Annotated in this window: 21 protein-coding genes and 2 tRNA genes; 8 read left to right on the top strand and 15 right to left on the bottom strand. The window is 70.1% G+C overall.

Going from position 1 to position 20,632, the window contains the following annotated elements:
• Positions 1–81 precede the first annotated feature (81 nt).
• The 8 genes from QZV97_RS10650 to boxC are packed head-to-tail and all read right to left on the bottom strand — an operon-like array spanning position 82 to position 8,446.
• Positions 82–432 (bottom strand): ArsC family reductase, encoded by a 351-nt coding sequence (locus tag QZV97_RS10650; RefSeq protein WP_295641759.1) that lies wholly within the window; start codon positions 430–432, stop codon positions 82–84.
• Between the two features lies 1 nt (position 433).
• Positions 434–931 (bottom strand): hypothetical protein, encoded by a 498-nt coding sequence (locus QZV97_RS10645; protein ID WP_295641758.1) that lies wholly within the window; start codon positions 929–931, stop codon positions 434–436.
• A 2-nt stretch (positions 932–933) separates the two neighbouring features.
• On the bottom strand, positions 934–2,139 hold the full coding sequence (gene pcaF / locus QZV97_RS10640) for a 3-oxoadipyl-CoA thiolase (RefSeq protein WP_295641757.1): 1,206 nt from the start codon (positions 2,137–2,139) through the stop codon (positions 934–936).
• Complete coding sequence (locus QZV97_RS10635; RefSeq protein ID WP_295641756.1) at positions 2,136–2,588, bottom strand: MaoC family dehydratase; 453 nt, start codon at positions 2,586–2,588, stop codon at positions 2,136–2,138. Before QZV97_RS10635 ends, pcaF begins: the two co-directional genes overlap by 4 nt.
• The gene (locus tag QZV97_RS10630; protein WP_295641755.1) at positions 2,585–3,985 is read right to left on the bottom strand and encodes a 3-hydroxyacyl-CoA dehydrogenase NAD-binding domain-containing protein; all 1,401 of its coding nucleotides are present in this window, start codon (positions 3,983–3,985) and stop codon (positions 2,585–2,587) included. The genes QZV97_RS10635 and QZV97_RS10630 overlap by 4 nt, the downstream gene beginning before the upstream one ends.
• A 12-nt stretch (positions 3,986–3,997) precedes the next feature.
• On the bottom strand, positions 3,998–5,272 hold the full coding sequence (boxA, locus tag QZV97_RS10625) for a benzoyl-CoA 2,3-epoxidase subunit BoxA (protein ID WP_295641754.1): 1,275 nt from the start codon (positions 5,270–5,272) through the stop codon (positions 3,998–4,000).
• Between the two features lie 13 nt (positions 5,273–5,285).
• Entirely contained in the window at positions 5,286–6,713 is a 1,428-nt protein-coding gene (gene boxB / locus QZV97_RS10620) for a benzoyl-CoA 2,3-epoxidase subunit BoxB (RefSeq protein ID WP_295641753.1), read from the bottom strand.
• Positions 6,714–6,745: 32 nt separating this feature from the next.
• Positions 6,746–8,446: a 2,3-epoxybenzoyl-CoA dihydrolase gene (boxC, locus tag QZV97_RS10615; RefSeq protein ID WP_295641752.1), complete on the bottom strand. Its 1,701-nt coding sequence runs from the start codon at positions 8,444–8,446 to the stop codon at positions 6,746–6,748.
• Between the two features lie 175 nt (positions 8,447–8,621).
• Between boxC and QZV97_RS10610 the strand changes: the two genes are divergently transcribed.
• Positions 8,622–9,092, top strand: a complete 471-nt coding sequence (locus QZV97_RS10610) for a DUF4863 family protein (RefSeq protein WP_295641751.1) — start codon at positions 8,622–8,624, stop codon at positions 9,090–9,092.
• Between the two features lie 63 nt (positions 9,093–9,155).
• Here QZV97_RS10610 and QZV97_RS10605 read toward each other — a convergent pair.
• From QZV97_RS10605 to QZV97_RS10575, 7 genes are all read right to left on the bottom strand, one after another.
• Positions 9,156–9,231: transfer RNA gene (locus tag QZV97_RS10605), tRNA-Lys, on the bottom strand.
• A gap of 16 nt (positions 9,232–9,247) precedes the next feature.
• Positions 9,248–9,323, bottom strand: a tRNA-Lys gene (locus QZV97_RS10600).
• Positions 9,324–9,364: 41 nt separating this feature from the next.
• Positions 9,365–10,153: a tRNA threonylcarbamoyladenosine dehydratase gene (locus tag QZV97_RS10595; RefSeq protein WP_295641750.1), complete on the bottom strand. Its 789-nt coding sequence runs from the start codon at positions 10,151–10,153 to the stop codon at positions 9,365–9,367.
• 10 nt (positions 10,154–10,163) lie between these two features.
• Entirely contained in the window at positions 10,164–10,976 is an 813-nt protein-coding gene (gene ybgF, locus QZV97_RS10590) for a tol-pal system protein YbgF (protein WP_295641749.1), read from the bottom strand.
• Between the two features lie 60 nt (positions 10,977–11,036).
• Complete coding sequence (gene pal / locus QZV97_RS10585) at positions 11,037–11,576, bottom strand: peptidoglycan-associated lipoprotein Pal (RefSeq protein WP_295641748.1); 540 nt, start codon at positions 11,574–11,576, stop codon at positions 11,037–11,039.
• Positions 11,577–11,633: 57 nt separating this feature from the next.
• The gene (gene tolB / locus QZV97_RS10580) at positions 11,634–12,938 is read right to left on the bottom strand and encodes a Tol-Pal system beta propeller repeat protein TolB (RefSeq protein WP_295641747.1); all 1,305 of its coding nucleotides are present in this window, start codon (positions 12,936–12,938) and stop codon (positions 11,634–11,636) included.
• On the bottom strand, positions 12,935–13,711 hold the full coding sequence (locus tag QZV97_RS10575; protein ID WP_295641746.1) for a glycosyltransferase family 2 protein: 777 nt from the start codon (positions 13,709–13,711) through the stop codon (positions 12,935–12,937). Before QZV97_RS10575 ends, tolB begins: the two co-directional genes overlap by 4 nt.
• A gap of 107 nt (positions 13,712–13,818) precedes the next feature.
• Between QZV97_RS10575 and msbA the strand changes: the two genes are divergently transcribed.
• From msbA to QZV97_RS10540, 7 genes are read left to right on the top strand one after another with little or no spacing between them, the layout of a single operon-like run.
• Entirely contained in the window at positions 13,819–15,573 is a 1,755-nt protein-coding gene (gene msbA / locus QZV97_RS10570) for a lipid A export permease/ATP-binding protein MsbA (protein WP_295641745.1), read from the top strand.
• The gene (locus tag QZV97_RS10565) at positions 15,570–16,178 is read left to right on the top strand and encodes a peroxidase-related enzyme (RefSeq protein WP_295641744.1); all 609 of its coding nucleotides are present in this window, start codon (positions 15,570–15,572) and stop codon (positions 16,176–16,178) included. Before msbA ends, QZV97_RS10565 begins: the two co-directional genes overlap by 4 nt.
• A 1-nt stretch (position 16,179) precedes the next feature.
• On the top strand, positions 16,180–17,001 hold the full coding sequence (locus tag QZV97_RS10560; RefSeq protein ID WP_295641743.1) for a glycosyltransferase: 822 nt from the start codon (positions 16,180–16,182) through the stop codon (positions 16,999–17,001).
• A 10-nt stretch (positions 17,002–17,011) separates the two neighbouring features.
• Positions 17,012–17,944, top strand: coding sequence for a methyltransferase domain-containing protein (locus QZV97_RS10555; RefSeq protein WP_295641742.1), 933 nt, complete (start codon positions 17,012–17,014; stop codon positions 17,942–17,944).
• Positions 17,941–18,735 (top strand): FkbM family methyltransferase, encoded by a 795-nt coding sequence (locus QZV97_RS10550; RefSeq protein ID WP_295641741.1) that lies wholly within the window; start codon positions 17,941–17,943, stop codon positions 18,733–18,735. Before QZV97_RS10555 ends, QZV97_RS10550 begins: the two co-directional genes overlap by 4 nt.
• Positions 18,732–19,592: a glycosyltransferase family 2 protein gene (locus QZV97_RS10545; RefSeq protein ID WP_295641740.1), complete on the top strand. Its 861-nt coding sequence runs from the start codon at positions 18,732–18,734 to the stop codon at positions 19,590–19,592. The genes QZV97_RS10550 and QZV97_RS10545 overlap by 4 nt, the downstream gene beginning before the upstream one ends.
• Positions 19,589–20,632, top strand: a complete 1,044-nt coding sequence (locus tag QZV97_RS10540) for a glycosyltransferase (protein ID WP_295641739.1) — start codon at positions 19,589–19,591, stop codon at positions 20,630–20,632. Before QZV97_RS10545 ends, QZV97_RS10540 begins: the two co-directional genes overlap by 4 nt.

Genomic DNA, 20,632 nt, shown 5'->3' with positions numbered 1-20,632 from the left:
CGCCATCACGTCGCTCCAAACTGCACCGCGCGGCGCGTTGTGCAGACGTTCCTTAAGTGCCCAGTTGCTGGGCGCCCATCCTCAGCGACGCGCTGCAGCAAAGACCGCAGGATCGAAGCCCACGGTGATCGAGCCGTCCGCCCAAGCCACGACCGGACGCCTGATGACGCTGGCCTGCTCGCGCATCAGCACGGCCGCACTGGCCGCATCGACGATGCGCGACTGCACGGCCGCATCGAGCTTGCGCCAGGTCGTGCCCTGGCGGTTGAGCAGCCGCTCCCAGCCGACCGCCGCCAGCCAGGCCGCCAGCGCCTCGGCGGGCACGCCGGCCTTCTTGAAATCGTGGAAGCGGTAGGCGACATCGGCTGCGTCGAGCCAGGCCCGCGCCTTCTTGACGGTGTCGCAGTTCGGGATGCCGTAGAGGACCGTCATCTCACCAGCGCCGGTCGCTGCGCTCGCACATCGGGTCGACGTTGTGCCCGAGTTCCGCGACGCGGTTCGCCGTGTCGAGGCTGACCTGGAACCAGATGCAGAACGGTGTCTCGTAGCGGTAGGACCACAGCTGGTGCTGCTGTCGCGGCAGGAAGCGCACGTCGGACGGATGGCCGACACGGCGCAACACCTCCTCGCGCGTCATGCCGGGCTCCAGCTTCAGGAAGTTGGCCTCGGTCAGCACCTGCTCCCAGCGCAGCAGCCGACCGTCCGCGTCGAAGTCCAGCATGTAGGTGTGCTGGCCATAGGGTCCGCGCGCGAACTCGAGGCGCTCGCCGGGTGCGCCGCCATCGAGCCCGCGATAGCGGCCGGTGGGCGGCCCCATCCTCTCGATCACGGCGCCCGTCGGCGTGCCGACCGGCAGGCTGGACGGGCCGTAGCTCGCGCAACCCGCAAGCAGCGCGGCAGCCGCCAGCACCGACGCAGCGCGCCGTCGCATCCTCACACCCTTTCCAGCAGCACCGCGATGCCCTGGCCGACGCCGATGCACATCGTGCACAGCGCGTAGCGGCCGCCGGAGCGGTGCAACTGGTTGATGGCCGTGGTCGCCAGCCGCGCGCCGCTGGCGCCCAGCGGATGGCCGAGCGCGATCGCCCCGCCGTTCGGGTTGACGCGCGGGTCGTCGTCCTTCAGGCCCAGTTGCCGCAACACCGCCAGACCCTGGGCGGCGAAGGCCTCGTTCAGTTCGATCACGTCGATCTGCTCGAGCCTGATGCCCGTCTGCGCCAGCAGCTTCTGCGTCGCGGGCGCCGGGCCGATGCCCATCACACGCGGCGCCACGCCGGCCGTCGCCATGCCCAGCACGCGGGCCTGCGGCGTCAGTCCGTGGGTCTTGAGCGCGCCCTCGCCGGCCAGCAGCAGGGCGCAGGCCCCATCGTTGACGCCGCTGGCGTTGCCCGCCGTCACGCTGCCCTCGGGCCTGACCACGCCCTTGAGCTTGGCCAGCGCTTCCAGGCTGGTCTCGCGCGGATGCTCGTCCTTGGCGACGACGATGGCGTCACCCTTCTTCTGCGCGATGCTCACCGGCGTGATCTCGGCATCGAAGTAGCCGCTCTTCTGCGCAGCCACGGCCTTGAGTTGCGAGGCCAGCGCCATGCGGTCCTGGGCCTCGCGCTCGATGCCGTGCTCGGCGGCGACGTTCTCGGCGGTCTCGGGCATCGAATCGACGCCGTACTGTTCCTTCATCAGCCTGTTGACGAAGCGCCAGCCGATGGTGGTGTCGTAGACCGCGTTGCTGCGGCTGAAGGCGGACTCGGCCTTCGGCATGACGAAGGGCGCGCGGCTCATGCTCTCGACGCCTCCGGCCAGCATCAGCTGCGCCTCGCCGGCCTTGATCGCGCGAGCGGCACTGCCTACGGCATCGAGACCCGAGCCGCACAGCCGGTTGATGGTCGCGCCCGGCAGCCCGATAGGCAGCCCGGCCAGCAGCGCGCTCATGCGCGCGACGTTTCGGTTGTCCTCGCCGGCCTGGTTGGCGCAACCGTAGAGGATGTCGCTCACCGCGTCCCAGTCCAGCCGCGGATGGCGTGCCATCAGCGCCTTCAGCGGGATCGCGCCCAGGTCGTCGGTGCGCACCGACGACAGCGCGCCGCCATAGCGGCCGAAAGGCGTGCGGATCGCGTCGACGATGTAGGCGTGCTGGGTCATGACGGTTCGCTCCTCGAGCTCAGGTCGAACAGGCTGGTCGCTTCGAGGTCGAGCACCTCGATCTTGCGCTGGTTGAAAAGCCTCCAGCGCCAGCGCAGGATACCCAGACCGGAGCGGCTGCGCGCCGTGCGCAGCTCGATCACCTCGGCGCGCAGGCTCAGGTGGTCGCCAGGACGGACCGGATGCGGCCACTTCACGTACTGCAGGCCCGGGCTGGCGAAGGACTCCGATCCGGCGAGCGCTGCATCGGCCACCAGCCGCATCGCGATGCCGCAGGTGTGCCAGCCGCTGGCGATCAGACCGCCGAACCGACCACTCGCCGCAGCGTCGGGGTCGGTGTGGAACCACTGCGGGTCGTAGGACCGCGCGAAGGCCAGGATCTCGTCGGCCGTCAGCTCGTAGGGCCCGGCCTCGATGACCTGGCCGACGTGAAAGTCCGCGAACCTCACCGCGCCGCGGCCCAGGCGCGCTGGCGCAGCCAGGGGCTGGTGCGGTAGCGTTCGCCGCGGTAGTGCTCGTCCAGGCGATCCAGCAACTGCACGATGTCGCGCACGCCGAAGCGCGCAAACCATTCGAAGGGCCCGGCCGGGTAGCTGACGCCGAGCTTCATCGCCAGGTCCGCGCCGGACTCGTTGCACACGCCCTGCTGCACGGCGTCGGCGGCCTCGTTGACCAGCATCGCCAGCGTGCGCGCGACCACCAGGCCGGGCGTGTCGGCGATGCGCTGCGGCTCATGCCCAGCCGCCGCGATCGCCTGCGCGACCTGGGCCGCGTAGTTCTCGCTCGCCGTCGCGCTGACGGCATAGGCCAGCGCGGCAGCATTCGGACCGGTGGTCCAGTCGAACACGGCACCATCGCGCTGGCCGGCGTCAGCGGCCCGCTGCGTCGCGGTGCGGCCATCGGTGCGACCGAACGCGGCCGTCTCGGCGATCGGGCCGGCGCTGCGTGGCGCTGACTCGGCCGGCGCGGGTCGCGGCGTGGCGTAGTCGTAGAAGCCACGGCCGGTCTTGCGGCCGAGCAGGCCGCCGTCGACCATCTCGCGCTGCACCAGCGACGGCTGGTAGCGCTTGTCGCCGAAGTTCGCCTGGAACACCGACTCGGTCACCGCGAAGTTGGTGTCGTGGCCGATCAGGTCCATCAGCTCGCAAGGCCCCATGCGGAAACCCGCGCCGCGCAGGCAGGCGTCCAGCACCGCCGGCTCGGCCGCGCGCTCGTGCAGCAGCGCCAGCGTCTCGGCGTAGTACGGCCGCGCGATCCGGTTGACGATGAAGCCCGGCGTCGACCGGGCATGCACCGGCACCTTGCCCCAGGCTTTGGACAGATCGAAGATGGCTTCGGCCACCGTGGCATCCGTCTGCAGGCCCGACACCACCTCGACCAGCTTCATCAGCGGCACTGGGTTGAAGAAGTGCATGCCGACGAAGCGCCCCGGCCGCTTCAGGCCGTTGGCCAGCGCCGTGATCGAGATCGACGAGGTGTTGGACGCCAGGACGCAGTCGTCGCCGACGATCGCCTCCAGCTCGCGGAAGAGCGCGCGCTTGATGTCGAGGTTCTCGACGATGGCCTCGACGACCAGGCGCGTGCCGGCCGCATCGGCCAGCGACGTGGCCGGGCGGATGCGCTCGAGCACCGCTGCCGCCTCCTCGTCGGCGAGCCGGCCTTTCCTGACCAGCCCGGCCAGCGTCTCGCCCAGCTTGCGCCGCGCTTCGGCCGCTGCGCCCTCGCGGCTGTCGTGCAGCAGCACGGCATGCCCGGCCTGCGCCGCCACCTGGGCGATGCCGGCGCCCATGATGCCGGCGCCGATCACGAAGACGGCATCACGTTGCGCTTGTCCTGGCGGGTTCATCGCGGCGTCGGTTCAGTAGGTCTCGAGGTGCAGACGGCCTTCGCGCTTCAGCGCGGCGCCGAGCGCATCCCAGGACTGGCCGCTCTGCTCGGCGATGTCGCGCAGCGCCAGCACCACGCCCTCCTCCATGCTCTTGAGGCCGCAGACGTAGACGAAGGTGTTGGTGTCCTTGAGCAGCGCGGCCAGGTCGAGCGCGCGCTCGCGCATCAGGTCCTGCACGTAGCGCCTGGGCTGGCCCGGCTGGCGCGAGAACGCCAGGCTGATGTCGATGAAGTCCTTGGGCAGGTTCTGCAGCGGCCCGAAGTACGGCAGCTCCTGCGGCGTGCGCGCGCCGAAGAAGAGCATCAGCTTGCCGGACTCGAACTTGCCGCTCTGGCGCAGGCGGCGGCGCCACTCGGTCATTGCGCGCATCGGCGCGCTGCCGGTGCCGGTGCAGACCATCACGATGTTCGACTTGGGGTGGTTCGGCATCAGGAAGCTGCTGCCGAACGGTCCGATGACCTGCACCGTGTCGCCGACCTTGAGATCGCAGACGTAGTTGGACGCCACGCCGCGCACCGGCTTGCCCTGGTGGTCTTCGGTGACGCGCTTCACCGTGAGCGAGACGTTGTTGTAGCCCGGCCGCTCACCGTTGCGCGGACTGGCGATCGAGTACTGGCGCGCCGTGTGCGGCTTGCCGCGTGCGTCGAGTCCCGGCGGCACGATGCCGATCGACTGGCCTTCCAGGACCGGGAAGGGCATCGCGCCGAAGTCCAGCACGACGTGGTGGGTCTCGCTGGCGTAGCCGGCCTCGGTGCAGTTGAAGTTGCCGACGACCGTGGCCGTCGTGGGGCTCTTGGGGCCGTAGAGGTTGGTGTAGGCGTGCGCCGCCGACCAGGGCGGCAGCGTCGCGCCCCAGGCCGCCGACTGGAACGGCGCCTCGCCGCTGGCATCCGGCGTCGGCGCCGGGGTGGCGTCGGCGACCGCCGTCGCCGCCGACGGAGCGACGCCCTCGGCAGCGAGCTGCTCGGCCGTCAGCTCGACGGGCAACTCGTCCCAGGTCAGCTGCTCCTCGATCGAATAGGCGCGCACCAGCGGCATGGTCCGCCAGTTGTCGATCGACCCGGTGGGGCATGGCGAGATGCAGGCCATGCAGGCATTGCAGACCTCCGCCTTGACGACGTAGTTGCGATCGTCGTGCGTGATCGCGCCGACCGGGCACGTGGCTTCGCAGGTGTTGCAGCGAATGCAGATCTCGGGATCGATCAGGTGCTGCTTGATCACCTGCACGTCGGCGGCCATGTCCATCGGAGTTTCTCGATCACCCAAACCTGACGTATTCGAAGTCGATCGGCTGGCGGTTGATGCCCATGGCCGGCGGGGCGATCCAGTGGGCGAACTGCCCCGGCTCGACGCAGCGGCCCATCAAGGATGCCACGAAGGCGCGATCCTCGGCGGTCGGCAGCCACTCGGCCTCCTTGGCGGCCCATTCCGCCTCGCTGACCGGCCGGCCGTCGGGCGCGACCTTGATACCGGCCAGCGCGCCGATCTGGCGGTGGAAGGCCTTGTGCGGCACCTTCAGGCGGTGCGGCAGCCCGGCCTTGTCGATGACCTTGTTCCAGCGCTCGACGCCAGCCACCGAGTCCTTGATGAAGTCGTCGCGCAGCACCTCGTTGAGGGCGTTGAGCATCGGCACCTCCTTCTCGACCAATTGCCCGTTCTGGACCTCGAGCACCTTGTAGGTCTGACCCTTCAGCACATGGTCGTCCGTGCGCTTGCCTTCCTCGTAGCGGCCCTTCAGGCCCGAGCTGTAGAAGGTGGCGGCGTTGCTGGACTGGTCGGCGCCGAACAGGTCGATCGTCACCGAGTAGTGGAAGTTGAGGTAGCGCTGGATCGTGCCGAGATCGATCGCGCCCGCCGCGCGCACCTTCTGTACGTCGTCGGTCTTGATCTCGTTCATCACCTGGCAGGTGCGCTGGATCACGCGCGACACGCCGCTCTCGCCGACGAACATGTGATGCGCTTCCTCGGTCAGCATGAACTTGGTCGTGCGGGCCAGCGGGTCGAAGGCGCTCTCGGTCAGCGCGGCGAGCTGGAACTTGCCGTCACGGTCGGTGAAGTAGGTGAACATGAAGAAGGCCAGCCAGTCCGGCGTCTTCTCGTTGAAGGCGCCGAGGATGCGCGGGTTGTCGGCATCGCCCGAGTTGCGCTGCAGCAGCGCCTCGGCCTCTTCGCGGCCGTCGCGGCCGAAGTGCTTCTGCAGCAGGTAGACCATCGCCCAGAGGTGGCGGCCTTCCTCGACGTTGATCTGGAACAGGTTGCGCAGGTCGTACATCGACGGCGCGGTCAGGCCCAGGTGGCGCTGCTGCTCGACCGAGGCCGGCTCGGTGTCGCCCTGCGTGACGATGATGCGGCGCAGGTTGGCGCGGTGCTCGCCGGGCACGTCCTGCCAGGCCTTCTCGCCCTTGTGGTCGCCGAAGTGGACCTGGCGCTCGCTGTCGCCGGGATTCAGGAAGATGCCCCAGCGATAGTCGCGCATCTTCACGTGGCCGAACTGCGCCCAGCCCTGCGGGTCGACGCTGACGGCGGTGCGCAGGTAGACCTCGTGGTCGGTCGAACCCTCGGGCCCCATGTCGTCCCACCAGTTGATGAAGTTGGGCTGCCACTGCTCGAGCGCGCGCTGCAGCGTGCGGTCCTCGGCGAGGTTGACGTTGTTGGGGATCTTCTCGCTGTAGTTGATGGCGGACATGCGGGCTCCTGGGACTGCGGGTGGAATGGGGCTCAGACGCGGTTGAAATCGAACAGGGCCTTCTCGCCGGTGCCGTAGACCTTGAGCGCACCCTTGGGGCCGACGGCGTTGGGGCGGATGAAGATCCAGTTCTGCCAGGCCGACAGGCGCCCGAACACACGGGTCCACATCGTCTCGGGCCCGTTGAAACGCAGGTTGGCCTCGAGACCGGTCAGCGCATCGGGCGACAGCGCGGCACGCTCCTCGACCGCGATGCGGATCTCGTCGTCCCAGTCGATGTCGTCGGGGGCGGCCGTCACGAGGCCGTGCGCCATCGCGACATCGGCGTCGAGCGGCTGACCGATCGAATCGCGCGCTGCCGCGAGCGGGGCCGACATGCCGTAGAAGCGCCGGTGCAGGCGGCTCTCGCCGGTGATCATCGGCAGCAGGCCGAAGCTGGCTTCGCCGAGCGTGAGCTTCGGCGCCGCGTCGGGCGCGTCAGGCAGGGCCAGCATGTAGGCACGGTCGGCCGCGAAGGCGAACTCGGCAAAGCTGCCGGCCAGGCAGCTGTCGCGGTCGATCAGCGCGAACAGCGAGCGCGAGGACACGTCGAGCCGCGCGAAGGTCCGGCGCAGCAGGCCGATGGTCTCGCGCACGAACCAGTGGTCCTTGTGGGCAATCAGGCTGGCGTCGGCGGCCAGCACGGCTCGCGCGTCGCCACGCGTCTTGAGCAGCCAGGTGCCGATGTCGAGCTCGTTGGTGCGCAGGTGCAGGATCGCATCATCGAGCTCGCGCGCGAACTGCAGCGGCCACCAGGCGGCGCCGGCGGCGACGATGGCAGCGATGTCCTGCGGCGGTGCCGACGCCGGCGCCTTGGCGGTGATCGTCGCGGTGCGCTTGCTGCGGTCGATCTGCACGTCGATCGTCGCGTAGTGCACGCCAGCGGCATCGAGCGTGCGTTCGATCGGCGAAAGCAGCACGCCCTCGGCGCCCTGCCCCGGCCCGGGTCGCCGGCTCTGCGCGGCCAACGCGAGTGCGCGATCCTTCACCGCCTGCGCGAACACCGCGGGCTTGGCGATCGCGTCCACCAGCTTCCAGTCCACTGCCTTCTGCCCGCGCACGCCCTCGACGCTGGTGCAGAAGATGTCGGCCAGGTCATGGCGTACCTTGCGCTTGTCGGTGACACGCGTCAGACCGCCGGTGCCGGGCAGCACGCCGAGCAGCGGCACCTCGGGCAGCGAGACGGCCGAGGAGCGATCGTCGACCAGCAGGATCTCGTCGCAGGCCAGCGCGACCTCGTAGCCGCCACCAGCGCAGGCGCCGTTGACTGCAGCCAGGAACTTGAGGCTGCCGTTGCGCGACGAATCCTCGAGGCCGTTGCGCGTCTCGTTGGTGAACTTGCAGAAGTTGACCTTCCACGCGTGGCTCGACAGGCCCAGCATGAAGATGTTGGCGCCCGAGCAGAAGATGCGGTCGCGCCCGCCGGTCAGCACCACCGTCTGCACCTCGGGATGCTCGAAGCGCAGGCGATTCACCGCATCGTGCAACTCGACGTCGACACCGAGGTCGTAGCTGTTGAGCTTGAGCTTGTAGCCGGGGCGGATGCCGCCGTCCTCGGCCACCGCCATCGAGAGCGTCGCGATCGCGCCGTCGACCGCCAGCTTCCAGTGCTTGTAGCGGCCGGGCTCGGTGCGGTAGTCGACGATGGGCGGCGCGGCGACGGCGGCTTGCTCGGCGGGATGCATGGCGGTCATGAAGGCTCCTCGGCGGGTTGAGTCAAGAGACATGCATCATTGTGCATTTCTCCGTAGTTTCTGCATCATAGTGCACTTTCTTATGGAGATCAAGCGCTTCCTTCTCTAAAAGCTGATGCAGTCAGTTCACCCAACACATGCACTATAGTGCTTTCTTTCCAGAACCTCAGAGACCATGATGGCGCCAGACCAGTTCCACTCATTGATCGCCGGGCTCACCGCCTCTGTGGCGGGACGAGCGCTCGACGCGGCTCTGGCCTCCGACCTGAACCGCGAGCACGGCCCGGGCAGTCGTACCTACGAGGCTCTGTTCCAAGCCTGCCGCGACGGAGTCGCCGAGGGCTGGATGTGCGAGCGCGAGGCCGGCGGCATCCGCTACGGCCGTGTGATCAAGCCGACGCCGGCCACGCAGGGCTACTCGGTCGACGTCGTCGACATGGACGACTGCATCGGCCCGCAGCACACGCACCCGAACGGCGAGATCGATCTGGTGATGCCGCTCGAGGGCGACGCACGGTTCGACGGCGCCCCGGCCGGATGGGTGGTCTACGGTCCCGGCACCGCTCACAGGCCCAGCGTCAGCGGCGGTCGTGCACTGGTCCTCTACCTGCTGCCGCAGGGTGCGATCGAGTTCAGCAGGACTTGAGCGCGAGGACGAGCCAGAGCACCAATGAAAAAGGCCTCGCACGTTGTGCGAGGCCTTTCGTTCTGGTGGGCCCTGAGTGACTCGAACACTCGACCTACGGATTAAGAGTCCGCTGCTCTACCAACTGAGCTAAGAGCCCGGGAATTCGACCCCGGTGGTGGGTTGTGCAGGATTCGAACCTGCGACCAACGGATTAAAAGTCCGCTGCTCTACCGACTGAGCTAACAACCCGCCGTAGAGCCATTCATTATAAGCAGATCCGTCGTCGCGGCTCAAGCTCGGCGACCACCCGCCACGAGGCTCTCGACCGCCTCGCCGGCCGCCACCAGACCGAACGTCGCCGTCACGCTGACGGTGGATCCGTAGCCGTGGCAATTGAGGCTGCCGTCCACGTCGCAGCCGCCGTCGGGCTCGCGGACGGGCTCGCGCGAGAACACGCAGCGCACGCCGATCAGGCCCTTGCGCGCCGCACCGTGATGCTGCCGCAGCCGCTGCCGCAGGGCCGCGAGCAGCGGATCGTGCGTCGCATTCGCCAGGTCGTCGACCTCCACCGCCTGGGCCTTGCGCTTGCCGCCTGCCGCACCCACCGTCACCAGCGAGACGCCTTGCGCGAGGGCCCACGCGGCCAGCACCGCCTTGGCACGCACCTGGTCGCAGGCGTCGATCAGCAGGTCGACCGGCGTCGGCAGCAGGCCGGGCCAGTTCTCGGCGTCGGCAAACTCCTCGACCGCATGAACGGCGCACGCCGGGTGGATCTGTGCGATCCGCTCGCGCAGGGCTTGCACCTTGGCTTGCCCGAGCGTGGCATCGAGCGCCTGCACCTGGCGGTTGATGTTGGACTCGCCGACGTGATCGAGGTCGATCAGCACCAGCGTCGCCACGCCGCTGCGCGCCAGCGCCTCTGCCGCCCAGGAGCCGACACCACCGACGCCGACCAGCGCCACGCGTGCCGCACGCAGACGCGCGTAGCCGTCGTCGCCATAGAGTCGCCGGAGCCCGCCGAAGCGGCGCTCGAGATCGGCATCGACCGGAGGCAACGCCGTCGGCGGCACCGCATTCACCAGGTGGCCTTCACTTCAGCGAGGCGATGCGCTCTCGACCGGCCTGCGCGGCCTCGCTCTTCGGATAGGTCTTCAGCAGTTCGTCGAGCGTCTTGCGCGCGGCCTTGGGATCCTTCAGCTCGATCTGGCAGTTGGCGATCGACAACAGCGCCTCGGGGGCGCGCGGATGGTCGGGCGCACCGTTCACCAAGGCGCGGAAGGCCGGAATCGCCTCCTTGTAGTCGCGCTTGCCGTAGTACGCGTTGGCCAGCCAGTACTGCGCCGCGCTGGCGTAGCCGCTGGTGGGGTAGCGACGCTGGAAGGCGGCCAGCGCATTCACGGCCGGCGCGAACTCGCCTTGCCGCAGCAGGCCGACGGCATCGCCGTAGAGGCGCGTCTCCTCGGGGTCTGCGAGGAACTCCTTGCCGTCCAGCGTGACCTTCTGCGGCTCCATCTTGCGCAGCCGTTCGTCGACGCCCTGCTGCACATCCTTCTGCTTGCGCTGGAGTTCGGCGACGTCACGCTGCAGCTGTTCATCGGTACCGCGCTGCTTCGCAAGGTCGCTGCGCAGCTGCTCGATCGTCGCGTTGAGCTCGAGCAGGCTGCGCTTGAGCTGGTCGACCTGCGCGCTCAGTTCATCCTGGCGCACCTTGGCCGCCTTGTCGCTTTGCTCGACACGCGCGCGCACGTCCAGGATGGCGCGGCGCGCCTCGTCGTCGTCGAACAGGCCCGCCTGCGCGGTCCCGGTACCCAGCAAGGCTGCCGCCCATAGCACGGCACCCAGCACCAGGCGGCCGCCGCGGACCGGCTGTGCCGGTCCGCCAGCGGCGCGCCCTCGGGCCACGAAGGGGCCCCTGCGTGGCCCGTGGGGAGCGGCGAAGCCGCAACGGGGGTGGTCCATGTCCTATCGGTCGCGCAGTTCGGCGCGGCGGTTCTTGGCCCAGGCGGCCTCGTCGCTGCCGGTGGCAGCCGGGCGCTCCTTGCCGTAGCTGACCGACTCGATCTGGCTGTCCTGCACGCCCAGCAGGGTCAGCGAGCGGCCCACGGCCTCGGCACGCTTCTGCCCGAGGGCCAGGTTGTACTCGCGGCCACCGCGCTCGTCGGTGTGGCCTTCGATGACGACACGCTTCTTGCGGTCGGCGCCCAGCGCCTTGGAGTAGCCGTCGATCACCGGGCGGTACTCGTCCTTGACGACGTAGCTGTCGAAGTCGAAGTAGACGACCTTGGCGAGGCCGGCGGTCGCATCCTTCGAGAGATCGACGCTCGCGACCTGCGACTGGCTGGTGCCGCTGCTGGCGCCGCCGGCGCCCGCGCCGCCCACCGGCGTGGCGGTGCGGCTCTCGACCGCCGGCTCGTCGAGCTTGACCGGCGAGCTGCAGGCGGTCAGGACCAGGGCGGTCAGCAGGGCCAGGGCCGGGGTGGAGCGGGTGATCATCGTCTTCATGGGCTTCCTCTGTAGCTTGGTTTCACTCGAATGCAAACACGCCCGGCGGGCGGGTCCTCAACGACCGTAGGGCCCCCATACCGGCTCGCGCACGTCGGCCTGGGTCGACACGAGGCGGGCCTTGATGCGTCCGTCCAGCGTCGTCGTCATCAGCACGTCGCGGCCGCCGTCGCGGGTGGCGTAGATGATGAGCCGGCTGTTGGGCGCGAAGCTCGGGCTCTCGTCGTCCTTGGTGTCGCTGACGGAACGCGTGGTTCCGCTGGCCAGGTCCATGACCTGCAGGCGGAACGCGCCGCCGTCACGGGTGATGAAAGCCATGCTGCGCCCGTCGGGGCTGAGCGCCGGGCTGATGTTGTAGCTGCCGTTGAAGGTGACCCGCTCGGGGTTGCCGCCGGCGGCCGGCATGCGGTAGACCTGAGGGCTGCCGCCGCGGTCGCTGACGAAGTAGATCTGCTTGCCGTCGGGCGACCAGGCCGCTTCGGTGTCGATGGCGCCGCCGCTGCTGGTGAGGCGCCGCACGTCCTCGCCGTTGCGGTTCATCAGGTAGAGCTGCGAGCCGCCGTCGCGGCTGAGCGTCAGCGCCAGCTGCCGGCCGTCGGGCGACCAGGCCGGCGCGCTGTTGGACCCGCGGAAGCTGGCGACCGTGCGGCGCCGCCCCGAGCCGACGTCCTGCACGTAGACCACGGCCTTGCGGCTCTCGAAGGAGACATAGGCCAGTTCGCGCCCGTCGGGCGACCAGGCCGGCGAGATGATCGGTTCGGGGCTGGCCAGCGCCGTCTGGCCGTTCTCGCCGTCGGCATCGGTCACCCACAGCGTGTGGCGACCCGCTGCCTTGGTGACGTAGGCGATGCGCGTCGAGAACACGCCCTTCTCGCCGGTGAGCTTTTCGTAGACGGCGTCGGCGATCTGGTGGGCGGCGAGCCGCAGGTCCGCGGCCGGTACCGCATAGCCCTGCCCGCCCAGGTCGCTGCCCTTGACGACGTCCCAGAGCCGGTAGCGCACGTCGTGGCGTCCGTCGGCCAGCCGCGCCACGGATCCGGCCACCAGCGCGTCGGCGCCGCGGCCGCGCCAGTCGCTCATGGCGGGACGCGAGCCCTCGTCCAGTGTGACGCCGGCGGTGTCGAGATTGCGGAACAGGCCGCTGCGCTCGAGGTCGGCACGGATGATGGCGCCCACCGGCTGCGGCGCCTTGTCTTCCTCGCGAAACCTGGCGATGGCGATCGGCACCTGCGTCGCGCCGACGCCGGAGATCTCGACGCGGAACTGCGCCAGCGCCGCCGGCACCGCAAGCGCCAGCGGCAGGCCGATCAGGCCCCGGCGCAGCGCGTCGGGCCCGGGAGCGTCGAGGGGTCGAAGTCTCATGGGGTACGGGGTGCGGCCGCTTCGATCGCGGGGCGATCGAGCAGCCACATCTTCAGGTAGCGGTAGTAGGTGCCCTCGGCGATGCTGAAGGCGACCACGAAGCCCATGCGCCCGTCCAGGAAGCCGCGCTTGAACAGGTAGGAACGCAGGAACGCCCAGACGCCGTGAGCCACCGCCTTGCCGAGGCCGCCCGCATGACCCGCGCGGTGGCGGTCGAGCGCACGGCCGCTGGAATAGCGATTCATCTTGTCGAGGCAGGACTCGAGGCTGGGCATGCTGTCGTGTAGGAGGTGGCCGCTCAGGGCCCCGGTCGGACCCTCGGCGACGACATGCTCGTGCACCAGGTCGCTGGTGAAGCGCGCATGGCCGCGGCGGAACAAGCGCACCACCAAGTCAGGATACCAGTCGCCATGGCGCATCCAGGTGCCGCAGAAGGAAGAAAGTCGTGACACGGTGTAGGCAGACGGTCCCTCCTGCCGCGCCATTGCGACCCGGATCTGGGCTGCGAGTTCCGGCGTCACGCGCTCGTCGGCATCGATGCTGAAGACCCAGTCGCCGGTCGCGGCGTCCAGGGCGCGGTTCTTCTGGGGACCGAAGCCGGGCCAGTCGGGGGTGCTGATCACGCGCGCACCGCGGGCCGCGGCGATCGCCGGTGTCGCGTCGCTGCTGCCCGAGTCGACGACCACCCATTCGTCGGCGAACGCGACCGACGCGAGACAGGCGTCGATGTTGTGGGCTTCGTTGCGGGTGATGACGATGACCGAGAGCGACATGCAGTGGCGGCTTCCCCGGCGCGCATTGTAGGCAGCCGGGCCGGCGGCCCCGGGGGCCGCGAGGGCTGCCGCGTATCATCGTCCGCTGTCGTCCCGCCGCGTCGCGCATGTCCGAACGCTCCAGCCACAATCTCTCGCGGCTCAAGGCCGTCTGGCCCTACTTCTCCGACGCTCGGCGCGGCTTGGTGCTGGCGGCACTGGGCGCCTCGGTCGGAGCGGCGACCGAGCCGCTGCTCGCCTACATGATGAAGCCGCTGCTCGACAGCGGCTTCTCGAGCCAGGCGGTGCCGCTGTGGATGGTCCCGGCGGTGATCCTCGGGCTCTTCCTCGTGCGGGGCGTTGCCGGCTTCGTCGTCAACTACGCGCTCGCCTGGACGGCCAACCAGGGCACCCTGCGCATGCGCCACGCGATGTTCGCGCGGTTGCTGGACGCCGATCCCGGGCTGTTCAACGAGCAGTCGACCAGCAAGCTCATCAACTCCGTCGTCTACGAGGTGCAGAGCGGATCGAACCTGCTGGTCAACGCCGTGCAGACGCTGATCAAGGACTCGCTGACCGCCGTCGCCCTGCTGGGCTACCTGATCTGGATCAACTGGCAGCTCACGCTCTTCATCGCAGCCTTGTTCCCTGCCGTCGCCATCGTGATGCGCGTCTTCGGCAAGCGCATGCACGGCATCGCGGTGGCCAGCCAGCGCGCGACCGACGAGCTGGCCTACGTGGTCGAGGAGAACGTGCTGGCCTGGCGCATCGTGCGCCTGCACGGCGCGGCGCCGGCCCAGGGCGAGCGCTTCCGCCGCGCCAGCGACGGCCTGCGGCAGCTGATGCTGAAGGCCACCGTCGCGGCGTCGACCGTCACGCCGGTCACGCAGATGCTGGCGGCGGCGGCGCTCTCGGCGGTCATCACCGCGGCGCTCTGGCAGGCCAGCACCGGCGGCTCGACGGTCGGCGGCTTCGTCTCCTTCGTCACCGCGATGCTGATGCTGATCACGCCGCTCAAGCACCTGTCCGAGGTCGCTGGCCCGATCACGCGCGGCCTGGCGGCCGTGCAACGCGGCCTCACGCTGATCGAGGACACCCCCGTCGAGCGCGGCGGCAATCACGCGGTCGCGCGCGCCCGCGGAGAGTTGTGCCTCGAGAGCGTGAGCCTGCGCTACAGCGCCGACAAGCCCCCGGCGCTGGATGGCGTGAGCCTCACGATCGCGGCGGGCGAGACGCTGGCGCTGGTCGGCCCGTCGGGCTCGGGCAAGAGCACGTTGGTCAACCTGCTGCCACGCTTCCTCGAGCCGCAGGCCGGGCGGGTGCTGCTGGACGGCGTCGCCCTGCCCGACTGGGACCTGCTCGCACTGCGCCGCCAGTTCGCCCTGGTGAGCCAGGACGTGGTGCTGTTCAACGACAGCGTCGCGGTCAACGTGGCCTTGGGCTACGAGATCGACGTCGCGCGGGTCCGTGCGGCACTGGCGGGTGCGAACCTGCTGGACTTCGCCGAAGGCCTGCCGCAAGGCATCGACAGCACGATCGGCCACAACGGCAACCAGCTCTCGGGCGGTCAGCGCCAGCGGCTGGCGATCGCCCGCGCGATCTACAAGGACGCGCCGCTGCTGATCCTGGACGAGGCGACCTCGGCGCTCGACTCCGAAAGCGAGCGCCTGGTCCAGACCGCACTGGAGCGCCTGATGGTGGGCCGCACCTCGGTCGTCATCGCACACCGGCTGTCCACCATCGAGGCCGCCGACCGGGTGGCCGTGCTCGACCGCGGCCGCGTCGTCGAGCAGGGCTCGCACGCCGAGCTGCTGGCCCGCGGCGGCCTGTTCGCCCGCCTGCATGCGCTGCAGTTCAAGACCGACCTGGAGACCGCCGCATGAGCGCCGCCCCCGTCACCGCATCCGCCCCGCCGATCAGCCGCTACCCGGTGCCCGAGCTGAAGGACCTGCCCGACGACATCCGCGAGAAGATCCTCGCGGTGCAGGAGAAGGCCGGCTTCGTGCCCAACGTCTTCCTCGGGTTCGCTCACCGGCCCGACGAGTTCCGCGCCTTCTTCGCCTACCACGACGCGCTGCTGCTGCGCGAGTCCGGGCTCACCAAGGGCGAGAAGGAGATGATCATCGTCGCCACCAGCGGCGTGAATCGCTGCCTGTACTGCGTGGTGGCCCATGGCGCGATCCTGCGGATCTACGAGAAGAAGCCGCAGCTCGCCGACCAGCTGGCCACCAACCCGCGCAAGGCCGACCTCACGCCGCGCCAGCACGCGATGATCGAGTTCGCGCTCAAGGTCTGCAGCGCCGCGCAGGACGTCGACGACGCCGACTTCGCGGCCTTGCGCGCCCACGGCTTCAGCGACGAGGACATCTGGGACATCGGCGCGATCACAGCGCTGTTCGGCCTGTCCAACCGCATGGCCAACCTGATCTCGCTGCGGCCGAACGACGAGTTCTACCTGATGGGCAGGCAGCCCAGGCCTGCACGCTGAGATGCGCTACCGCGTCGTCATCCCGGTCCTGGACCAACTGGCCTACACGCGCCAGTGCGTCGACAGCCTCCTGGGCGGCGGTACGCCAGCCGATGCCTTGCTCGTGATCGACAACGCCAGCCGCGACGACACGCCGGCCTGGCTTGCCGCACACCCCGAGCTGCCGAGCGTCAACAACCGGGTCAACCTCGGCTGCGGCGGCGCCTGGGCCCAGGGCGCGCTGCTCTCCGGCGACGCCGACTGGACCGTGCTGCTCAACAACGACATCGTCGCCTGCGACCGCGCGATGGACCGCATGCTCGACGCCGCCGAGGCTCACGGTCTCCAGGTGGTCAGCCCTTCGCTGGTCGAAGGTGAACTCGACTACGACTTCGCCGCGCATGCGGCGGCGTTCACCGCTTCGATGGCGGGCACTCTGCGAAGCGACTGGTTCCACGGCGTTTGTTTCGCGGTGCGGCGCGAGGTGTTCGAGCGCATCGGCTTCCCCGACACCGACCGCCAGCTCGGCGGCCGCGAGGACGTCGAGTTCCTGGTGCGCTGTCTGCGTCATGGCGTCCCGGTCGGGACGGTTGGCGATGCGCTCTTGCATCACTTCGGGTCGATCACGCAGAAGGCGATCAAGCTCGAGACCGGCGCCGACGATCTTGGCGACCGGCACCACTTCTACGCCAAGCTCGGCATGGGCTGGCTGGCGCGTCGCCGCTTCAAGCGCGAGCGGCGCGAGAGCGCCAGGCGTTGGGTCGCCGCCGAGCGCGCCGCGCACGGCTACGCCATGCACATGCACCGGCAGCAGGGCCGGTGGTCCGACGCCCTCTATCTCTGACTCCTGCGCGATGTCCGAAGCCGACGCTCCGTGCTGCCGCCAATGCGGCTCGGCCGCACTCGACGACCTCGGCGCGATGCCCGATGCCGATGTGTTCGCCGCGCAGCGGCTCGATCCACCCTGGCCGGGCGGGCGGCTCTGGCGCTGTCGCGACTGCCATCTCGGCCTGCGCCACCCGGTCCGCGACGAAGCCACCTACGAGCAGCTGTACGCCCAGGCGCCTGACTGGATCTGGGTCCAGCGCGCCTTGCGTCCGGATCAGCGCCTGGTGCTCGAGCGCATCGCCGCACGCGGCGACGCCGGCCGCGTCCTCGACGTGGGCTGCTACGACGGCGCGCTGCTCGCCGCGCTGTCCCCGGACTGGACGCGGCACGGCGTCGAGGCCTCCACCGCCGCCGCGGCGCGCGCCCAGGCGCTAGGCATCGACATCGTCGCCTCGCGCATCCGCGACCTGCCGGCCGTGCCCGGCCTCTACGATGTCATCTGCGCGGTCGACGTGATCGAGCACCTGCTCGACCCGCGCGCGCTGGTGGCCCTGCTGGCGCCCAAGCTCGCCCCCGGCGGCTCCCTGCTGGTCTCGACCGGCGACCTCGAAAGCCCTGCCTGGCGACACGCCGGCGGCGCCTGGTGGTACGGCAGCTTCCCGGAGCATGTCTCCTTCGTCTCGTCGCGCTGGGCACGGGCGGTGGCACCGGCGCTCGGGCTCGAGCTGGTCGAGGCGCCCACCTTCGCCTACGACACGCCGCACGACGAAGCACTGCTCGCGCACCGCCGCCGGCGACTGCGTCGCAAGCTGCTGCAGCGCCGCGTGCGCAGCGCGCTGCCGGCGCTGCTGCGCACGCGGCGGCCGACGCGCGCGCTGGGCGAGCCCGGCCTGGTGGTCGACCACGTCCTGCTGCATCTGCGCCGCACCGGCGACGCGCGCACCGCGACCACCCCATGAGCCCGCCCACCACCTCCTTGCTGCTGCCGGCCGACGAGCCGGTCTACGACCTCGACCTGCTGCGCGCGCTGCGCGGCACGCGGCTGGCGCGCGAGCTGAGGGTGCTCAGCGTCATCGGCGCCCACCGCTTCGACGAACTGCCGCTGGTCGACAAGCTCTTCCCGGCGCTGCGCCGCATCGACCTGTTCGAACCCCAGCCCGAGCCGCTGGCGGCGCTGGAGGCGCTGGCCCGGCGCGATCCGCGCCTGCGCGTCTTCCCCTGCGCCATCGCCGACACCGACGGCACCGCCACCTTTCATGTCGCCAGCAACCACGGCGAGTCCAGCTCGCTGCTCGAGCTCGGCTCGCACAAGTCGCTGTTCCCCGAGGTCAGCATGCAGACCTCGATCGAGGTGCGCACGCGTCGGCTCGACTCTGTCCTGGCCGAGCACAGCCTCGAGCCGCCCGACGCCTTGATCATCGATGTGCAGGGGGCCGAGTACCTGGTCCTGTCGGCGCTGCCCGCCGCGCTGCTGGCCAACGTGCGGCTGATCTACACCGAGGTCAGCACCGAGGCCGTCTACGCCGGCGCGCGGCCACTGGCCGACGTCGAGGCCCTGCTCGCGCCGCGCTTCGTCAACGCCGGCTTCGCACCGATCAACGCCCGCGTTCCGGTGCACGGCAACGCGGTGTTCGTCGCACGCGAGGATCTCGCCGCGCTGGTCGAGCTGCCATGGCGCGAGCGCACCCGACGCGCCCTGCACCGCTGGAAGCGGCGCCGGCGCGAGGCGCGGCGGTCGCGCGACGCATGAACACGCACGACGCCCCCGGGCCGCTCGTCAGCATCGTGATGCCGACGATGAACAGCGCAGCGGTGCTCGCCGGCGCGCTGGAATCCCTCGCGGTCCAGCGCTTCCGCGACTTCGAGGTGCTGGTGTGCGACGGCCTGTCGCGCGACGCGACGCTCGAGGTCGCCGAGAGCTTCCGCCCGCGGCTGCCGGCGCTCGCGATCGAATCGCGCCGCGACTCGGGCGTCTACGACGCGATCAATCACGGCGTGCGACGCGCTCGTGGACGCTGGTTCCTGGTGCTGGGCAGCGACGATCGCCTGCACGCCGACGAGACGCTGGCACGCGCCGCCGAGGCCCTGACCGGCGAGCGCGAGGCCGCGATCGTCTACGGCGACGTGCGTGCGATGGCCGACGGGCCCGTCGGTGCGGCCGGTTCGCGCTACACGGGCGCGCTGACGCCGGCCGGACTGCTGGGCCGCAACCTCTGCCAGCAGGCGGTCTTCTATCGCCGCGAGCTGTTCGACCAGCTGGGTGGCTTCGACCTGCGTTACCGCCTCTATGCCGATTGGGACTTCAATCTGCGTGCCGCACTCGCGCATCCGATGCGCTGGATCGACCTGGTCGTCGCCGACTACGCGGCCACCGGGATGAGCGCCAGCGCGCAGGACGAGTTGTTCCTCGCCGAGCTCCCCGAGCGCGTGCGCCGCGAGCTGCATCGACAAGCTGGCCGGCGGGCGACCTGGCCGCTGCAGGCGCGCTTGCTGAGCTGGGCCAACCGCTACCGCAAGCACGGCGACTGGCGGCGCTGTGCCGAGTTCGTCTTGAGCTGGCTCGGCCTGCAGCTGCAGCGACTGCCGGCCCTGCTGCGATCGCCGTGAACCCGAGCGCCGGCTTCCCCAGCGTCAGCCTGCTGGTGTTGACCTACCAGCAGTGTGAGCTGCTGGACGTCGCGGTGCAGGCCGCCTTCGCGCAGGACTGCCCGCCGATCGAGATCGTGCTGTCCGACGACGGCTCCACCGACGGCAGCTTCGAGCGGCTCGAAGCGCTGGCCGCCGGCTACCGAGGCGTGCATCGCGTGCGCCTGCGCCCGCGCGGTCCCAACCTCGGCATCGCCGCCCACTACAACGAGCTGCTGCGCTTCGCCGACGGCGAGTTGCTGATCACCGCCGCAGGCGACGACATCTCGGCGCCCGACCGCGTGCGTCGGCTGGTCGAGGCCTGGGACGCCAACGATCGCCGCGCCGACCTGATCGCCAGCGACCTGATGGACATGGACGCCAGCGGCCGCCTGCACGACCCGATCCGCGTCGACGACCTCGGCCGCTGGCGCGGCGTGGCCGACTGGATGGCGCGACGCCCCTACATCGTCGGCGCCGGCCACGCCTTCACGCGCCGCCTGATGGAGCGCTTCGGCCCGATGGACGCGCGCATCGCCTACGAAGACCAGATCATGGTGTTCCGGGCAATCGCCCTCGGGGGCGCGATCACCGTCGCGGTGCCGCTGGTGCACTACCGGCGCGGCGGCACCTCGGTGATGCCGGGCTTCGAGAGCGCCGAGGACCAGGGCCACTGGAGCGAACGCCAGCTCGACCGCCTGCTGGCCGAGATGCAGCAGCTCGTCGCCGATGCCGAGCGCTGCGGCCACGGCGAGGCGATGCGCGCGCTGATGTCGAGGCCGCTGAAGCGCGACCGCTACCTGCGCACGCTGCTGGCTCATCCGCCGTGGCCGCAGCGTTGGCGCGCCTACCGCGACGCCGCGCCGCTGGGCCGCGGCTGGCGCCTGCGCAAGCTGCTGCACTCGGCGTTTCCGCAGGCCACCTTCCGCATCAAGAGCGTGCTGCAGCTGTTTCACCGCCGCTACTGGCGGGCGCGCCACGAAGCGCGCCTCAAGGCCCAGCGCGAAGCCGGGCGCGATTGA

This window comes from uncultured Methylibium sp., assembly GCF_902826655.1.
Lineage (GTDB): Bacteria > Pseudomonadota > Gammaproteobacteria > Burkholderiales > Burkholderiaceae_C > Methylibium.
The sequence above is the reverse complement of the archived record's forward strand: the minus strand, read 5'-3'. Positions and strand labels throughout refer to the sequence as shown.